We start from the raw sequence: 16,039 nt of genomic DNA, 5'->3' as shown, positions 1-16,039 counted from the left end.
ATTACCTCTTTGTATATTCATGGATAAAAGCAGTTAGTTTTTGTAGGTTTTCTACAGGTACATCTGGGAAAATTCCGTGTCCTAGGTTAAAGATATAACCAGGTTGTGCCATCCCTTGATCCAAAATTGCCTTTGCCCGTTCTTGGATGACTTCCCATGGGCCAATTAGTAGAGAAGGATCTAGGTTTCCTTGTAGCGCTTTGTCGATTCCTTTTGCTCGTGCTTGCGTGATGGATGTGCGCCAGTCTAATCCAAGCACATCTACAGGAAGCTTGTTCCATTCGGTAAGAAGATGTCCCGTTCCAATTCCAAAATAGATGGTTGGTACACCCATTTCCTTTAAAGCTTGGAAGATCTTGTGCATAATCGGTGCGACATACAGCTGATAATCTTGTTCATTTAGTGCACCAACCCAAGAGTCAAATACCTGGATGGCATGTGCGCCAGCTTTTACTTGGGCTTTTAAGTAGGAGATGGTCATCGCACCTAGCTTCTCCATCAAGGCTTTCCATGCAACAGGCTCGGCATACATAAAGGCTTTGGTTTTATGATAATTCTTCGATGGTCCGCCTTCGATCATGTAGCTTGCCAATGTAAAAGGAGCACCTGCAAAGCCGATCAAAGGTACGGATAATTGTTGGTTCAAGATGCGAATCGCTTCCAACGTGGTTGCCACATGCGTTTCAGGATCAATTTCCGTCAAACGCTCTACATCTTTCTCCGAACGGATCGGATTATCGATGACAGGACCGACTCCTGAGCGGATTTCGACATCTACACCAATATGTTGTAGGGGTGTCATAATATCCGCAAATAAAATCGCAGCGTCTACCCCTAGCTGTTCGACAGGAAGACGAGTTACTTCTGCACAAACTTCTGGGATCTCACTCATCTCGAAGAATGTATATTTCTTGCGAATCTCACGATATTCTGGCTGGTATCTCCCTGCTTGGCGCATATACCATACTGGAACATGTGGAGTTTGTTCTTTTCGACAAGCTTTTAAGAATGCATCATTAAATGGTTTACTCATTAAAAATCCACCTTTTCACCAGCTATACAGCTATGAATGGAGTAACATGTCTGTTGTATAGTTGATGGATAATCTGATTAAGATACGTTATAGTCAATTCGCATAATATCATACCATTTTTGAACTTACTATATCAGTATCTTGAACAAACTGTCGTAAAGTAAGTGAGTTCGGTTTTTTCTGTTATATCTACCTTACTTAGTATGGGATAGAAATCGAAATTTGAGACAAAATCGTGCTATGATGGTATCAAAAAAATGTTATATACATATGGAGGAATTTCGATTGCAAATCTTAGTGATAAGTGGAAGCGCTAGAGTTGAGTCAAATACAAGAAAGGTAGCGAATCTCGGTTCGAAATATCTTACCGAACTAGGAGCAGATGTTACATTTTTTGATGTAGGTCATGATATCCTTCCTCTCTATTCAGGGGCAGAAGGAGAAGAACTGCACCCAAATGTCCAAAAGTTGCGTGATTATGCCAGCCAAGCGGAGGCATTTTTCATTCTTACCCCTGAATATCATAGCGCTATGAGTGGGGCGTTGAAAAATGCTCTTGATTTCCTGGGATCTTCCTATTTTCGCCAAAAGCCTGTTTCCATTGCAGCGGCAGGAGGTGGCGGAAAAGGTGGCATCAATGCGCTTAATAATGTGCGAACCGTAATCCGTGGGATACTCGGTTTGGGATTGCCTCAACAAGTTGTTATTGACCCTGCTGACTTAACCGGAAATGGACAATTAATCGAAGCGGCAGATAAACGATTCCGTGGAGTAGTTGAGGAACTGGTTACCTTTACAAAGGCGATTTCTGCTAGCAAGGTTTTGTAAGTGATGAATGAAACTATGAGTTTGCCCTAGTGCATACTCTTTCATAACAGCTTGACTAAGTTGTAGAAGAAAATAAAGCGAGCACTAGTTTCGGAAACGGGTGCTCGCTTTTGGCTGTTATGGAAATGGTCGACGATCAGGAGGGTTTTGTTGGTTTTCCTGTTGTTGTTGCTGATTTTCCTGATTAGGCTGTCTGTTCGGGCGTTCCTGATTGGATGGAGATTGTTCGGGCTGTCTAGGTGGAAAGGATTTGGGTCGCTGATCGGGTTGTTGTGGTCTAGACTGAGTTGAGTTGATGTCTACTTTTACAGGGGATGAAGTATGCGATTCCCCGGTCTGCGAATCGATGGCGTTTACACGATAATAGTAGGATTTCGATTGACCACCCATGAAGTTGTAGCCAGGAATCTGGATGTTTTGATCCGTATAGCTTGTTCCTGCCCCTTCGAAGATCGTACCAAAGTTACTTCCATCTTCGGAGCGTTGTAATTGATAGGTGACTCGATCGGATGGACTGCTCCAATTTACTTGTATCGCCTGAGCTTCTTTGCTGTAGGTTGCTTGTAGCTGTGGGGCTTGGAATGTATAAGGAGGAGTTGGTTCCTCGACCCCAGATGGTTTGGAGAATCCTACAACGGGAACCCCTGATAATGCTTTGTTCATGACGTCTTTGAAAATGGTTGTGGCATAGTGTCCGCCTGTTAAGTCGTCTACTCGATTTTCTAAGGGGGTTTTACTCGTGTTGTATACCATAGCAACGGTTACGTATTGGGGGGTATAGCCTGCAAACCAAGCGGCAACGTTGTTATTGGTTGTTCCTGTTTTCCCAGCAGCCGGTCGTCCGCCTGCAAGCTGTGCTGAGCGTCCCGTACCACTTTCTACGACTTGCTCTAGGATGCGGGTCATATAGTAGGCGGTTTTGGGACTAAAAACTCGTTTTTTCTCTGGCTCGGATTGAGGCGGGATGCTCTGCTCTACTCCATTTTCAGTCACTTTCACTTCTCTTACTGCATGTGCTTTTATGACGACTCCATTGTTCGCTAAAGCTGTATATGCTTGTGCAAGTTGCAGAGGGCTAACTCCTTTTGTAAGCCCACCTAAGGCAAGGGGTGCGATATTTTTGTCTGCTTCTTCAAGTGGAAGGCCAAGTTTTTGAGCGGTTTGAAACGCATTTGCAACTTCCACTTTATTATCTAGCAACCAAACTGTAGCAGCGTTTAAGGAGCTTTTTACTACTTCGGATAGCGGTACATCACCTCTAAAGATGCGATCATAGTTACGAGGGCTGTACCCGTTAATGGTGATAGCACGATCTGGAATGATGGTGTACTCGTTGATGTCGCCACCTGATTTTTCGATGGCAGGTGCATAAACGGTTAAAGGCTTAATGGCCGAGCCGGGTTGAATCGGAAGTTGTCCGTTAATGCGAAAGCCTTGGCCTTCGTAGTGACGGCCGCCTCCGATTGCGGCAATAAGCCCTGTGCGTGGATCAACGGTGGCAGATCCTCCATCTAAAATAGCCTGCTTTTTATACGTGGAGTCTTGTTTGAGAACACGATCTGTTTCTGCTTGTGCCCGAGTGTTAATTCCGGTGTATATTCGAAATCCACGACTTTCCACATCTGAAGGGATGATTCCAAAGCGCTCTGTTAATTCCTTCAGTACAAATTGTTTGTAGGGTTGATAGCCATCCTTTTTGCCATAGCGGACGAGATATTTTTCATCCGTTCCGAGGGGCTGGCGTAGGGCTTTTTGCTTCTCATCTTCGGTGATGAGTGCATTCATCTCATTTTTCTCAGCCATTTCGGTCAGTACAATTTTTCGTCGTTCGATTGCTCTTTGAGCGGATTTCTCGGAGGCATATGGATTGTACGCTTCGGGGGCTTTGGGCAAACCGGCTAAGAAAGCAATCTCTGAAATGGTGAGACGATTTTTCGTTACATCTTTTCCAAAATAAATTTTCGAAGCCATTTGGATTCCTCTGACGTTATTGCCAAAGTAAATGTAATTCAGATATGCTTCCAGAATCTGATCTTTGTTATATTTCTGTTCTAAATTCCAAGCTGTTGCGATTTCTTTGACCTTGCGGGTATAGGTTTTACGGCGATCTTCGAGGATTACGTTTCCAGCTACCTGCATCGTAATTGTACTGGCTCCTTGGGCTTTATCACGTTGGATGATGTTAGCGTAGACGGCTCGCCCCAATGCATAAAAATCGATACCACTATGCTGATAATATCGAACATCTTCTACTTTGAGAAAAGCTTGAGGGAGAAGAGGATTTGTTTTTTTTATATCGCTTAGAGATACAATCTCTCGTTGGAAATTTCCTAGTTCCGCTACTTTGGTCCCATCGAGGTCGTAGATGGCCGAATTATTTTGGATATTGCCTAATTGATCAAGGTCAAATGTTTTTCCTTGCACGATGACAGCGGTAATACCACCTGCTATTAAAAAAATAACGGTTAATAGGGTTAAAAAAATCAACTTCCACTTTTTTCGTCTAGGTTTGTTTGTTTTTCTCCGTGATTTATCCATCTCAATCCCCTAATGTTCCATGTTATAGATACCTATAAATAGCATGCCACATATATCAAAAATTAAGTCTACATGAAATAGTTATTGCAGGATTTTTTATGATCGTGTAGAATTATTTCAAGTATCCTAAATGGATTATATATTTCAACCCTCATCAAATAAGGTGAGGTAGAGGTCGCGGTTTTGAATAGTACTTTGTATGAGATGGAGAGTTTCGACACCACTTACGTCGTAGTAAACATCAAGGACTACATAGGAAAGGCACAACCGCCGAAGCAAACTACATACTCTCATGTAGTTTTGCTGGGACTGTTACCGAATAGGGACAGGACTGTCACAAACCATGTCGCATATGGTTTGTGTTGAGCTATCTTAGCGAAATGTTGGTGCGGGTAGAAGAGATCCTACCGTCTGTATTTGTTGGCGGTTATTTTTATGCCCAAACCAGCTTTCGCGTGATAAACACGAACGGCAGGGAGAGGGTTATTTTTATGTCAACCAATGAGAATCAATTACGTAGAGGGCTAAATGCTCGTCAACTATCCATGATTGCAATCGGTGGATCGATCGGAACAGGTCTTTTCATCGCGAGTGGAGCTTCGATTGCAAATGCAGGCGCAGGTGGGGCGTTGCTTGCTTATGTGATCGTAGGGATCATGGTTTACTTCTTAATGACAGCTTTGGGGGAAATGGCTTCTTATTTACCGGTTTCAGGTTCATTTAGTACGTATGGAACTCGTTATGTAGATCCTGCTTTTGGATTTGCATTAGGCTGGAATTATTGGTACAACTGGGCGATTACGCTTGCGTTTGAACTGGTAGCAGCTTCTTTGATTATGAAGTTTTGGTTTCCAGATAGTTCTTCTTTGCTTTGGAGTGGACTTTTTCTATTACTGATCATCGGGCTTAACCTCTTATCTGTGAAAGGGTTTGGAGAATCAGAGTTTTGGTTTGCTTTTATTAAAGTGGCTACCGTCATTATCTTCATTATACTTGGTTTAGCGATGATCTTTGGAATTCTAGAAGGACATACGGCTGGTTGGAGCAATCTAACGGCAGGAGAAGCTCCATTTAATGGGGGGATTTTAGCAGTTGTCGGAGTCTTTATGGTGGCTGGTTTTAGCTTTCAAGGGACTGAGTTAATAGGAGTAGCGGCTGGTGAAAGTAAAGAACCAGAGAAAAATATCCCACGTGCAGTGAAAAGTATTTTTTGGCGGATTTTACTGTTTTACGTTGTAGCGATTGCGATTATTGGAGTTCTCATTCCACATACAGATCCAAATTTATTAAGTAACGAAGTTGAAAATGTAGCAGTTAGTCCGTTTACGCTGGTATTCAAAAATGCAGGCCTAGCATTTGCTGCTTCTGCTATGAATGCGATTATCTTAACAGCGGTCTTGTCAGCAGGAAACTCCGGGATGTATGCTTCCACCCGTATGCTTTACACTCTTGCGAAAGAGGGAAAAGCTCCTCGTTTTCTAGCAAAAGTAAATCGTTATGGAGTGCCTGTAGCTGCATTATTGGTTACAGCGGCTGTGGGAGCGTTAGCCTTTATTGCTTCCTTGTTTGGGGATGGCGTTGTATATACATGGTTGTTAAATGCATCGGGCTTATCAGGCTTTATTGCTTGGTTTGGCATCGCGATTAGCCATTACCGTTTCCGCAAAGCGTTCAAAGCACAAGGACGAAGCTTGAGCGAACTACCTTACCGGGCACGATTTTTCCCTTTTGGTTCTCTGTTTGCGTTCGTCCTATGTACAATCGTAATCTTTGGCCAAAACTATCAAGCCTTTTTAGAAGATAAGATTGATTGGTATGGAGTGACTGCTTCCTATGTGGGGTTACCGTTATTCGTGCTCGTTTGGTTGGGATATAAATTCACCAAACGTACGAAAGTAGTTCCGTTAGCGGAGTGCGATCTAAGTAGAGAATAGGTTAAAATAAAAACACCAGCACTAAGAGATAATCCCTTAGATGTTGGTGTTTTTTCATGATGTAAGTAAGATTATCCGGCAAATTGTTGAGTCCAGTACATACCATAAGATCCGCCTTTTACAAAGCCGACTCCTATTTTGGTGAAATTACTGGATAAAATGTTAGCTCGGTGACCTGGGCTATTCATCCAACTCTTCATTACTTCAGCTGGAGTAGGTTGTCCGGCTGCAATATTTTCACCAGCAGTTTGATAACGAATTCCAAAATGACTCATCATATCAAATGGAGAACCATATCTTGGTGACTGATGATTAAAATAACGATTGTCGATCATGTCTTGCGATTTTACCCTTGCTACGGAGGAGATCTTCGTATCAGCTACTAAAGGCTTTAAGCCAGCTTTTTGTCGTTCAATATTAACTAATCGAACTACTTCGTTCTCAGCAGAGGATAGAGCGCTGTTACTAGGAGTTGTTGCTCCTGCTGTTGGTTTGGTAGGTGCTTTACTTTTTTCTGGTGTTGTAGGTGCTTTAGGGGTAGTCGGACTGTTTGTTGGCTTTGCATTTTTTTCTTTTTGATTTGACTCAGCCGTGTTGTTGCTTTTCTCTTCTTCTTTACTACTAGCCTCGTTTTTGGTTGGGTCACTCGAATTGGTAGAGAGAGAGCTAGCCGTTTCGGTAGGTACAGGTGCTGTCTGGGATGTGTCGGTGGATGCAGCTGGAGTTTTGTTTCCTCCAGAATCAGCTGCTGAAGTACAAGCAACTATCACAAAAGAGAAGATTAGAATAGATGTTACGATAGGAAGAATACGTCGCATTATCACTTTTACTCCTTTCGGCAATCTATATACTATTCTATATGCAAAGAACCGAAAAAAATAAGGAAAATATTAGAATCCTTTAAATGGAAATAATCTTTATGAATATAAGAGGCATTAGGCTCATAAATTGTAGAGCACTTTATTCTGTCTGTTGAACCAAGAATGGAGGGTTCTGATTTATGAAGAAGCAATATGCGGTTAGTCTTGGTATTTTATTGTTGGTGTGGGGGCTTGTTGGTTTCTTTCTTCCTGATTCGGGAGTGGTCACAGAAGCTGTAGCCCCAAGTTTGTGGAGTAATTTATTGTACATTGTAGCAGGAATTGCTTGGCTAGCCTCCTCTTCATCAGAGGAAATGAGTAAATGCGCAGCGCGAGTGATTGGAGTGGTTTTTGCTCTCTTAGCGGTGATTGGCTTATTTACAGATGAGATCCTGGGAGTTATGCAGGCGACACTTACGAATGAAATCATCATGGGGGTTTTAGCACTTGTATCGTTGTGTGCAGGATGTTGTTGTAAAGATTCGTGTGGTGCGGCTTCTAAAGATTCTTCCTCTAATAAAGATAAGCAGGCGTAACCAATAGTAAAGCATTCCAAAGAGGGCTTATGCTCTCTTTTTTTATGATTACATAATAGAAAATGGGTGTGCGAAATAATATCAATCTAGCAACGGTTTGAATAAGATACATAGGGGGTGTTTTCGATGCATCCATTTTGGGAGAAAGTGATTAAGCCTATTCTCAGGATGGAAAAGGCGAAAACGATTGTAGAAATTGGCGCTAATGGGGGGATGAATACAGTAAAAATTCTTGATTACTGCCGGAAAGTGAATGGAACGGCATATATCATTGACCCTTATCCCAAGTTTCATGTGGGTGCTCTAAAAAAGAATTATCAGCGTCATATGAAAATGAGACGTTTAACTAGCTTAATGGCTCTGCCTAACATCAGCCAATATGATGCAGTACTCATCGATGGTGATCATAATTGGTATACGGTGTTTAATGAGTTGGGTGTGATTGAACGTAGAGCAAAAAAAATAGAAAAATTCCCTCTTGTTTTTCTTCATGATACAGAATGGCCGTATGGTAGGCGAGATATGTACTATATGCCTGAGACAATTCCAGAAGCGTATCGAAAGCCTTATGAACAAAAAGGCATGTGTCCAGGTGTTTCTGAATTGGTAGAGGGTGGTTGTAATCATCACTTAAATAATGCTTTATATGAAAATGGTGAAAAGAACGGAGTTTTAACCGCCATTGAAGACTTTTTAAAGAAGACAAGCTTCAATCTTACTTTTCACAAAGTGCTTCCTTGCTCAGGCCTAGGAATTTTAATACCTAGTAATCGTAAGAAGGATATCAAAATAAAAAAATTGATAGAGGAGTCAGGGTTATAAAGTAAGCATTATTCGATTAACCGTAGAGAAACCCTTTTGATTTTTATTTTTCAGAAGGGTTTCTTTATTTCTTCATAAGAAAATGAATGCTTATACAAACTTTACTCAAAGAACAGAAAGGGGAGCAACCCTATTTTTAAAATACACATAGGGCGCTCCCAGATTATAGTTTTGTTTTAAAAAACATCTATTTAAGAACTAATTCTTTTTATTTCGCTTCCATTTTTTTGATAAATAATTGGTTGAAAGTGTTCGGGGATGTTCTCTTTTGGAAATCGGGTGTAATAGTGAGCTGCAAGTCCATATCCAGAATTAAATATATCAGCAAATGTAACCGTGTCATGAGACAAAATCCACATTTCTGGTGCGATATAATCCGGCGGAATTGTTCCATTTAACTGTTTAATATAGTTGCTATTTGCCCACCAAAAATTCCCGGAATAATGTGGTGGATATGGAGGGAGAAGGAAAAAGATAGTTCCACAAGCATCTACTTCTTTTAGACACTCAAAGACTACTTCGTGATGGTCAACTAATACAGTCTCCATCAAATTAACCCAGTCATCTATACTGTCTTTATAGGGTGATGTTTCACCATGTTTTACTCCCTTAGAGTGAAGATACAGCACTGCCACATTATTTGTACTTGAGCTACAATACTTGTGCATCCAATACAAGGTGGCTCTCTCATACAGATGTTCTTGAGGGAGAATCCTATATTGAATGATATCATCATAATGACTCAAGGGGTCTATGATGTGATCTTTAATATATTGGGTATTATGAATATCATCTATAACAAAAGTAATAAAAATAGCATCTAACTTTTGATATAACCCCGATGAGCATAATCTTTTTAGTTGTCTATCTAATATATCCTTCCAATAACTCAAGACACGCATGTGGATAAAACAAACCCTTTTATGACTCTCATGGAAAATATTCTCTTCAGCCGATAAATGAATGGCCAATTTCGTTCCATCCCTCCTGATGTTTTTGCACAAGATGAAAGAGATTTCTCAGAGAATCTAGCAATAAATCGATCTTTGTATTCTAAGAAAATAAAAGGCTCCAATAATCTTACTTATTCTTCTAATCTAGTAATAATATTGATCTTCATATTCTATGAAGATATGAATAATAAGGTTCCAATAATCTTACCTATTTTTTAATCTAGTAATAATATCGATCTTCCTATTCTATGAAAATATGAATAAAAAGTGATAGAGAGTCTATATAAATGGTCAAGTTGAGATGATTTTATATCTCATTTTTTATAAAAGAAATTGCTTTATCGATTTTTTTGTGGCCATCCTGATTTTAGCGGAATAAAATGTAAAACTGATTATGTAGGGAGTGGATGAAGGTGACATGGAACGGAAAGCGTGTACTGGTAACAGGCGCAGGGGGATTTATCGGGAGCCACCTGGTAGAAGAATTGGTGAGACTTGGTGCAGACGTTACGGCTTTCATTCATTATAATTCCAATGGAAGTAAAGGATGGTTGGATCGAATCCCCCAGGAGATGCAAAGTCAAATCCGTTTTTACACAGGGGATTTAAAAGATCAAGATGCAGTCCGAAGTGCTGTACGGAATCAAGAGATAGTCATGCACTTGGGAGCATTGATTGCCATCCCGTACTCATACCAGAACCCTACAGATGTATTTCAAACAAATGTTCTTGGTACGTTGCATGTAGCACAAGCAGTTCGTGAGTATGGAATATCCCGAATGGTACACACCTCCACGAGTGAAGTATATGGTTCAGCTCGAATAGTCCCGATTCCTGAATCCCATCCACTGCAAGGACAATCTCCTTATTCAGCTAGTAAAATTGGTGCAGATAAATGTGTAGAAAGTTTTTATTGTTCTTTTGACTTACCCGTAGTCACAGTAAGACCTTTTAATGCGTATGGACCACGTCAATCCATGAGAGCAGTAATCCCAACCATTATTAATCAAGCTATCCATCGAGATGAGATCGTCTTAGGAAACTTAGAGGCAACCAGAGACTTTACTTATGTTCAAGATACTGCAAGAGCGTTCATTCACGCGGCTACTAGTGAGCAGGCGATTGGTACAACAGTAAACGCGGGCTCTGGAAAAGAGATTTGTATCGAAGATCTTTCCATATATATTAAACAAATTGTCGGAAGAGAACTGCCGATCCGAGTGGCTGATGAGCGTTTACGACCAGCTAAAAGTGAAGTAGACCGCCTTTGCTCAGATTCATCGAAAGCGCTTAAAGTTATGGGTTGGGAACCCCAAGTCTCATTACGAGAGGGATTAGAGAAAACAGTCGAATGGATTCGCTCAAACCCTGAGGGGTATCGTCCTGATCAATATGTAGTGTAACAAAAAAGTGTATTTCAGGAGGAGGAGGATTTGATGCATGCTGTTATTATGACGGGTGGTAAAGGAGAGCGGATGCGTCCTTATACTCATGTTTTTCCCAAAGGATTACTTCCTATCGATGGGATTCCTCTATTAGATATACTTGTGAGACAGTGCCGGTATTATGGGTTTCACCGCATAACGATGGCTTGTGGATATCTCGCCACAATGATTCAAAACTACTTTCAAAATGGCGAGAAATGGGGATTGGAGATTGATTATTTAAAGGAAGATGTTCCTCTAGGGACAGCAGGAGCGCTTCGTGATATATCGTGTGAACAGGAATCTATGTTGGTTATGAATTGCGATATTCTAACAAATCTCCATTTCCGAGATTTTTATGAGAAACATATTGATCAAAAATCGATGTTAACCATTGCCTCACATGAGGTTGAGGTGCCGATCGATTTTGGAGTATTAGATGTGAGGGGAGAAAGAGTCCTTCAGATTGTAGAAAAGCCAACAAATCACTCATTAGTAAGTATGGGGATATATATCATTCATCAAGATGCTCTTACGTATATTCCGAAAGAAGGAAAGTTCGATATTCCTGATTTGATCTATACATTGCTTGATCATAAAGAGAGGGTTACCCATCACCACACTGATTCATTTTGGATGGATATTGGAAGGCCGCACGACTACGAAAAAGCGAATCAAATCTTTGAACAGTTTAAGGCTCAAATCCTTCCGGGAGAAGTTGAGCATGGGTCTTGATAATTGGATTTTCATTACAGGAGCCAATGGATTTGTGGCGCAACATTTGATTCAAAGGTATTTGAAAGAAGAACATACACAGATTGTAGGAATTGGACGTTCTATTTCAAGAGAAAAGGTTGTACAACATCCACGTGTTCATTATCAAGTGGCAGACTTGACTAATTTGAAAGAGATGGATACCGTTCTTCGCCAACATCCGTGGAAAAGAATGTATCATTTAGCTGGAGAAAATCGTGCGGATATCGACCACTCAAATGTTTGGAAAGATAATGTGTATGCATCTCTTTTATTCTTAGATTCGCTCCGTAAATTAAAATTAGACTCTTTAGAAAGTGTGTTCGTGATCGGAACAGCTATGGAATATCAAACGCAAAAAAAGCTTCCGATAACAGAAAGTTCGATTGTGGAGCCAACTAGCTTGTATGGATGGAGTAAACATCTGGTAACGAGTAGTGCACAGTGGTTCGCTAGGACACATCATCTTCCTATTATTTGTGTTCGTCCTTTTAATCTCATCGGACCAGGAGCAAGAGAAGGAATTATTCCATGGATTGCTCAGCAATTGAAAGAGAAATATCCATTTGAAGAGTTGCCTGTAACGATTCATTTACGTAGTTTAAGTGGGATTCGAGATTATGTAGATGTGAGGGATGCTGTGCAGGCTTTGTTTATGCTCTCTGAGAAGGCAAGCGAATGTGTGGGGGACTGCTATCAAATTTGTTCACAAAAAGGAGCCTCTGTCTTAGAGTTGGTTTCTACATGGGAAGAAGTGATTCAATCTCCCATTAAGGTGATTACCCCGAATACCCATTCCTCTATTATAGACCAGGATTGTTTTATAGGAAGTTATAAAAAAATCAGGGGTTCTACTGGTTGGAAGCCAACTTACACATTGAAAGAAACGTTGTGTGATATTTGGAAGGAAATGATTCTATGAGATCATTTTTTACTTGATGAAGGGGGTTTACAGATGTCCGATCTTAATTTGACCAGTATTGTGATTCCAGTTCATAATCAATGGCCTGTGACCCAAATGTGTTTGCGATCACTCTTTAGGCATACACGTATTCCGATAGAAGTGATTATCGTAAATAATGCCTCAACAGATGTAACAGAAAAAAAATTGATAAAGGAATTTCCTACGGTTAAACAAATTCATAATTCTTATAAAAATGGGTTTTCAGCGTCATTAAACCAAGGGTTTCGAATGGCAAAAGGAAAGTATCTGGCAACGATTAATAATGACACACTGCCTTCTCATAGATGGTTAGCAAATATGTTACGCGTATTGAAAGATCGACCTTTGTGTGGCGTAACGGCCCCTTTGTCCAACTATGTTCTACCCGATCAATACCTCCAAACGGATTTGAAACGAGTGAAGGACATTCATATGTTTTGCAAAAAATTTAACCGTCAAAATCTAGCAAAGTGGAAAGTATCAGATCGATTATCTGGATTCTGTCTAGTTTTTCCACGAAAAATTTGGAACACTGTGGGCGAGTTTGATGAAAACTATGGTATGGGTTATTACGAAGATATCGATTTTACTTATCGCGTCCGCTTAGCGGGTTATAAATGTATGATCGCTGGCGATACCTATGTCCATCATTTTGGGAGCAAAAGCTTTATTCAAAACAATTCAGATGAGTTGGCTAGAAAGTTATCAAAAGAGAATCGTGAATACTTTATGAAAAAATGGGATAGGGATCCAGATTTGCCTCTCGATATCCCAAGTTAATTATTGTGCTTACTGCCTAGTGGTGATAATCTCTTGGAAAGTACGAATCATACTTTGAGTGAACTGTTCTAGAGAAAATTGTTGAGCCATTTGCATACCATGAAAGGCTAGTTGATTTGCTAGCTTCTGGTTGTGTAATACAGTAAGAATCCCATTTGCAATTGATTGAGGATTTTGTTTTTTCACAAGGACTGCTGTTCTTTTTTGAATGCAAAAATCGGTGACTCCTCCAGAATTTGTCGTTACGACAGGGGTTCCACATGCCATGGCTTCTAATGGGGGGAGAGAGAATCCTTCAACCCATGAGGTAGAGACAAATAAATCCGCCTTTTGGTATAGGTCAGCCATGGCTTGTTCGGATGCAGGACGAAAACATTTATGCGGAATATGAGCAGGTATTATGTTTTTTTCGGGACAAATAAAAAATACTTTGAAGGGCATTTTACTCTTTTTTTTCACGATTTCTATGCTATCTATAAAGTCGTTATAACCCTTAATTTGGGCTGCAGGATTTCTTGCGATGTATAATATTTTTCGAATTCCTTTTGGCTTAATGGACTTTTCACGAGGTTTGTATATATCTAAATCAAGTCCTGGAGAAATAACAGTACTTATTTGAGTATTATCCGTCCACAAGTTCTTTTGTAGCCACTTGGAAATTGTAATGGTTGGTACTTTTTTTTGGTAAAGAGTAATTGCATATTCTCTATCAGGTACATAGTGGGGTTCGTATCCCATAGTGTATCTTACACATTGTTGTGGCCAAGCTTCGTAGCTTGCCTCAAACGTTTTATAATAATTGGCTAGAATGATATCTCCTTTAGGTATATATTTCCTGCTGATTTCCGGAACTCGTGTTACTTTACAGGTGAGTGGATAATGGATGGAAGCACCATGGGGGATTACGATCTCTACTTCATGGTTAGCTTGTACGAGGCCATGAGCAAGTTGTGATAGTACTTTACATCCGCCACCTATGCTTAAATTGATTACAGGAATCACGACTTTCAATTTGCTTCCCCCCAGAAATAATACATATTGAAAGATCATTGCTTATTTTCAGTTAGTATATGAAGACAGCAAAGAAATGTGAGACTAGTAGATTAATGTACTCAATCTGGATTGATAATGGAATGACAAGCAAATGCGGATAGATATATGCGAGGGTCCTTCTGGACATTGCTCCATATACTATGTAGAGAGAGACCAAGAGAGATTATACCACCCATTAAGATCCTGGATGGATAATATTATCATTACACAGTAGGGGTTGATTAGCCTTTTTAGAAAGGTGGCTATCCATGAAGAAATTTGCATTCTTTTCTCATATATGTCAGGCAAACGCGATGTCAGGTGCAGAGAAAACGATGTTTCAATTGATACAAAAGATGAACGAGAAGCACTGTTGCCTATGCATTTTTCCGCAAAGTGGAGAGCTTTCTAGACAAGTGGATAGACTTAAGATACCTACCACATTTTGTAGGTACTCTGCTGTGTGGAGTGTAAAAGATTTGCAAGGTGATTTCCAAATAGAACTAGATCATATTCGCTCTCAAGGTGAAGATGAGGCGATTCGGCGTACTATGCAAAGTCTACGCCCTGACTATATAGTGGTGAATACCTCAGTTAATTTGCTTCCTGCAATCATTGCAAAAGAAGAGAATATCCCCGTCATTTGGTTTTTACAAGAACACGTCCCCATTTATAAGGAACAATGGTTTTCGCTTGTTCAAAGAATAGAGCCGGTCATAATCGGTATTTCTGAAAGTGTGCTAGAGCCTTTTCGTTCGAGAGGATATCCTAATCATAAAATGCATTGTTTATATCCGTGCTGGAATGAATTGGACCATCATGCCCTACGATCTGAAAAAATGCATCGGCAACTAAGAAGAAGGTATCAGATTCCGTATTCAAGTATTGTGGTTGGAACGGTTGCAATCAAGGTGAATGTTCAAAAAGGAATATGGCATGTAGTTCGAGCTATGGCTCCCTTAATGAAGCAAGATCCCTCTATTCATCTCATGCTTCGTGCTACAAAGCCGATTAACCACAAAAACGCCTATTTTCGGCAAATTCGCGAACATATAGCAAAGCATCGATTGCAAAATCGAGTTCATTGGATTCCATTTGTGAAGGATATTGCTCAGGTGTATTCTGCGCTTGACCTCGTTGTGGTTCCGAGTGTTTTGCCTGAGGGATTTGGATTAACTGCTTTAGAGGGCATGGGGCATGGAAAGCCTGTCGTCGCTTATCCATCTGGAGGGTTGCAAGAAATTTTCTTGTCTACTTCAAATAAGCGATATCTAGCGAAAGATATTAATCCGTCTGCTCTGCGAAAAGTGATTCGTCCGCTACTACAATCAGATGAGCTACGGCAACAGGTGGGAGAAAGGAACCAGATACAAGCTATTCATCAATTTGGTCCGGATATGTATGATAAGAGGTATAAGATGTTAGAAGAGAAGTTGGAAGGGTGTTCCTAGGATGATATCTTATCTTCATAAAGAAAGGAGTGACTGTAGTCATATGGTCACTCCTTTCAGACTGCAGACAAACCTCTTCTGAACAACAAGTTTAGAAGAGGTTTTTGTGTGAATTGACTCAAATATCGTTTATGGCGATGGTTTCTCCATCG

General features: G+C 40.4%; 14 protein-coding genes and 1 riboswitch. Of the genes, 9 read left to right on the top strand and 5 right to left on the bottom strand.

What is annotated here, in order from left to right:
* Position 1 precedes the first annotated feature (1 nt).
* Positions 2-1,033 (bottom strand): uroporphyrinogen decarboxylase, encoded by a 1,032-nt coding sequence (gene hemE, locus EDD57_RS03190; RefSeq protein WP_131848046.1) that lies wholly within the window; start codon positions 1,031-1,033, stop codon positions 2-4.
* A 285-nt stretch (positions 1,034-1,318) separates the two neighbouring features.
* Here hemE and EDD57_RS03185 point away from each other — a divergent pair, with 285 nt between their 5' ends.
* Entirely contained in the window at positions 1,319-1,861 is a 543-nt protein-coding gene (locus EDD57_RS03185; RefSeq protein WP_131848045.1) for an NADPH-dependent FMN reductase, read from the top strand.
* Positions 1,862-1,978: 117 nt separating this feature from the next.
* Here EDD57_RS03185 and EDD57_RS03180 read toward each other — a convergent pair whose 3' ends face one another.
* Positions 1,979-4,399, bottom strand: coding sequence for a transglycosylase domain-containing protein (locus tag EDD57_RS03180; RefSeq protein ID WP_131848044.1), 2,421 nt, complete (start codon positions 4,397-4,399; stop codon positions 1,979-1,981).
* A 161-nt stretch (positions 4,400-4,560) separates the two neighbouring features.
* Positions 4,561-4,777, top strand: a riboswitch (Lysine riboswitch).
* Positions 4,778-4,890: 113 nt separating this feature from the next.
* On the opposite strand from EDD57_RS03180, the gene EDD57_RS03175 reads away from it, so the two are divergent.
* Positions 4,891-6,333 (top strand): amino acid permease, encoded by a 1,443-nt coding sequence (locus EDD57_RS03175; RefSeq protein WP_131848043.1) that lies wholly within the window; start codon positions 4,891-4,893, stop codon positions 6,331-6,333.
* 71 nt (positions 6,334-6,404) lie between these two features.
* Here EDD57_RS03175 and EDD57_RS03170 read toward each other — a convergent pair whose 3' ends face one another.
* Positions 6,405-7,151 carry a CAP domain-containing protein gene (locus tag EDD57_RS03170; protein WP_131848042.1) on the bottom strand — a complete coding sequence of 249 codons (747 nt, stop codon included), beginning with the start codon at positions 7,149-7,151 and terminating at the stop codon, positions 6,405-6,407.
* Between the two features lie 182 nt (positions 7,152-7,333).
* Here EDD57_RS03170 and EDD57_RS03165 point away from each other — a divergent pair, with 182 nt between their 5' ends.
* Positions 7,334-7,729 carry a DUF4383 domain-containing protein gene (locus EDD57_RS03165; RefSeq protein WP_131848041.1) on the top strand — a complete coding sequence of 132 codons (396 nt, stop codon included), beginning with the start codon at positions 7,334-7,336 and terminating at the stop codon, positions 7,727-7,729.
* A 126-nt stretch (positions 7,730-7,855) separates the two neighbouring features.
* Positions 7,856-8,551 carry a class I SAM-dependent methyltransferase gene (locus EDD57_RS03160; RefSeq protein WP_131848040.1) on the top strand — a complete coding sequence of 232 codons (696 nt, stop codon included), beginning with the start codon at positions 7,856-7,858 and terminating at the stop codon, positions 8,549-8,551.
* 191 nt (positions 8,552-8,742) lie between these two features.
* Here the strand turns inward: EDD57_RS03160 and EDD57_RS03155 are convergent, their stop codons facing one another.
* Entirely contained in the window at positions 8,743-9,522 is a 780-nt protein-coding gene (locus EDD57_RS03155) for a hypothetical protein (protein ID WP_131848039.1), read from the bottom strand.
* Between the two features lie 395 nt (positions 9,523-9,917).
* Here EDD57_RS03155 and EDD57_RS03150 point away from each other — a divergent pair, with 395 nt between their 5' ends.
* Genes EDD57_RS03150 through EDD57_RS03135 form a run of 4 tightly spaced genes read left to right on the top strand, consistent with a single transcriptional unit; the run spans position 9,918 to position 13,404 of the window.
* Positions 9,918-10,907, top strand: a complete 990-nt coding sequence (locus EDD57_RS03150; protein ID WP_243649422.1) for an SDR family NAD(P)-dependent oxidoreductase — start codon at positions 9,918-9,920, stop codon at positions 10,905-10,907.
* Between the two features lie 33 nt (positions 10,908-10,940).
* Positions 10,941-11,663 carry a sugar phosphate nucleotidyltransferase gene (locus EDD57_RS03145; RefSeq protein WP_131848037.1) on the top strand — a complete coding sequence of 241 codons (723 nt, stop codon included), beginning with the start codon at positions 10,941-10,943 and terminating at the stop codon, positions 11,661-11,663.
* Entirely contained in the window at positions 11,653-12,603 is a 951-nt protein-coding gene (locus EDD57_RS03140) for an NAD-dependent epimerase/dehydratase family protein (protein WP_131848036.1), read from the top strand. The genes EDD57_RS03145 and EDD57_RS03140 overlap by 11 nt, the downstream gene beginning before the upstream one ends.
* 33 nt (positions 12,604-12,636) lie before the next feature.
* Positions 12,637-13,404, top strand: coding sequence for a glycosyltransferase family 2 protein (locus EDD57_RS03135; protein WP_131848035.1), 768 nt, complete (start codon positions 12,637-12,639; stop codon positions 13,402-13,404).
* 9 nt (positions 13,405-13,413) lie between these two features.
* Here the strand turns inward: EDD57_RS03135 and EDD57_RS03130 are convergent, their stop codons facing one another.
* On the bottom strand, positions 13,414-14,406 hold the full coding sequence (locus EDD57_RS03130; RefSeq protein ID WP_243649428.1) for a glycosyltransferase family 4 protein: 993 nt from the start codon (positions 14,404-14,406) through the stop codon (positions 13,414-13,416).
* A gap of 299 nt (positions 14,407-14,705) precedes the next feature.
* On the opposite strand from EDD57_RS03130, the gene EDD57_RS03125 reads away from it, so the two are divergent.
* Positions 14,706-15,887, top strand: a complete 1,182-nt coding sequence (locus EDD57_RS03125) for a glycosyltransferase family 4 protein (protein ID WP_131848033.1) — start codon at positions 14,706-14,708, stop codon at positions 15,885-15,887.
* Positions 15,888-16,039: the final 152 nt, after the last annotated feature.

This window comes from Baia soyae, from assembly GCF_004341445.1.
In the GTDB taxonomy this organism is placed as follows: Bacteria; Bacillota; Bacilli; order Thermoactinomycetales; family Thermoactinomycetaceae; genus Baia; species Baia soyae.
Note: the sequence above shows the minus strand (reverse complement) of the source record. Positions and strands in the feature narration are given on the sequence as shown.

Excerpts from the sequence above, each read along its gene's own strand:
- hemE (WP_131848046.1), bottom strand. The coding sequence starts at position 1,033 with ATGAGTAAACCATTTAATGATGCATTCTTAAAAGCTTGTCGAAAAGAA.
- EDD57_RS03180 (WP_131848044.1), bottom strand. The coding sequence starts at position 4,399 with ATGGATAAATCACGGAGAAAAACAAACAAACCTAGACGAAAAAAGTGG.
- EDD57_RS03175 (WP_131848043.1), top strand. The coding sequence starts at position 4,891 with ATGTCAACCAATGAGAATCAATTACGTAGAGGGCTAAATGCTCGTCAA.
- EDD57_RS03170 (WP_131848042.1), bottom strand. The coding sequence starts at position 7,151 with ATGCGACGTATTCTTCCTATCGTAACATCTATTCTAATCTTCTCTTTT.
- EDD57_RS03165 (WP_131848041.1), top strand. The coding sequence starts at position 7,334 with ATGAAGAAGCAATATGCGGTTAGTCTTGGTATTTTATTGTTGGTGTGG.
- EDD57_RS03160 (WP_131848040.1), top strand. The coding sequence starts at position 7,856 with ATGCATCCATTTTGGGAGAAAGTGATTAAGCCTATTCTCAGGATGGAA.
- EDD57_RS03145 (WP_131848037.1), top strand. The coding sequence starts at position 10,941 with ATGCATGCTGTTATTATGACGGGTGGTAAAGGAGAGCGGATGCGTCCT.
- EDD57_RS03140 (WP_131848036.1), top strand. The coding sequence starts at position 11,653 with ATGGGTCTTGATAATTGGATTTTCATTACAGGAGCCAATGGATTTGTG.
- EDD57_RS03135 (WP_131848035.1), top strand. The coding sequence starts at position 12,637 with ATGTCCGATCTTAATTTGACCAGTATTGTGATTCCAGTTCATAATCAA.
- EDD57_RS03125 (WP_131848033.1), top strand. The coding sequence starts at position 14,706 with ATGAAGAAATTTGCATTCTTTTCTCATATATGTCAGGCAAACGCGATG.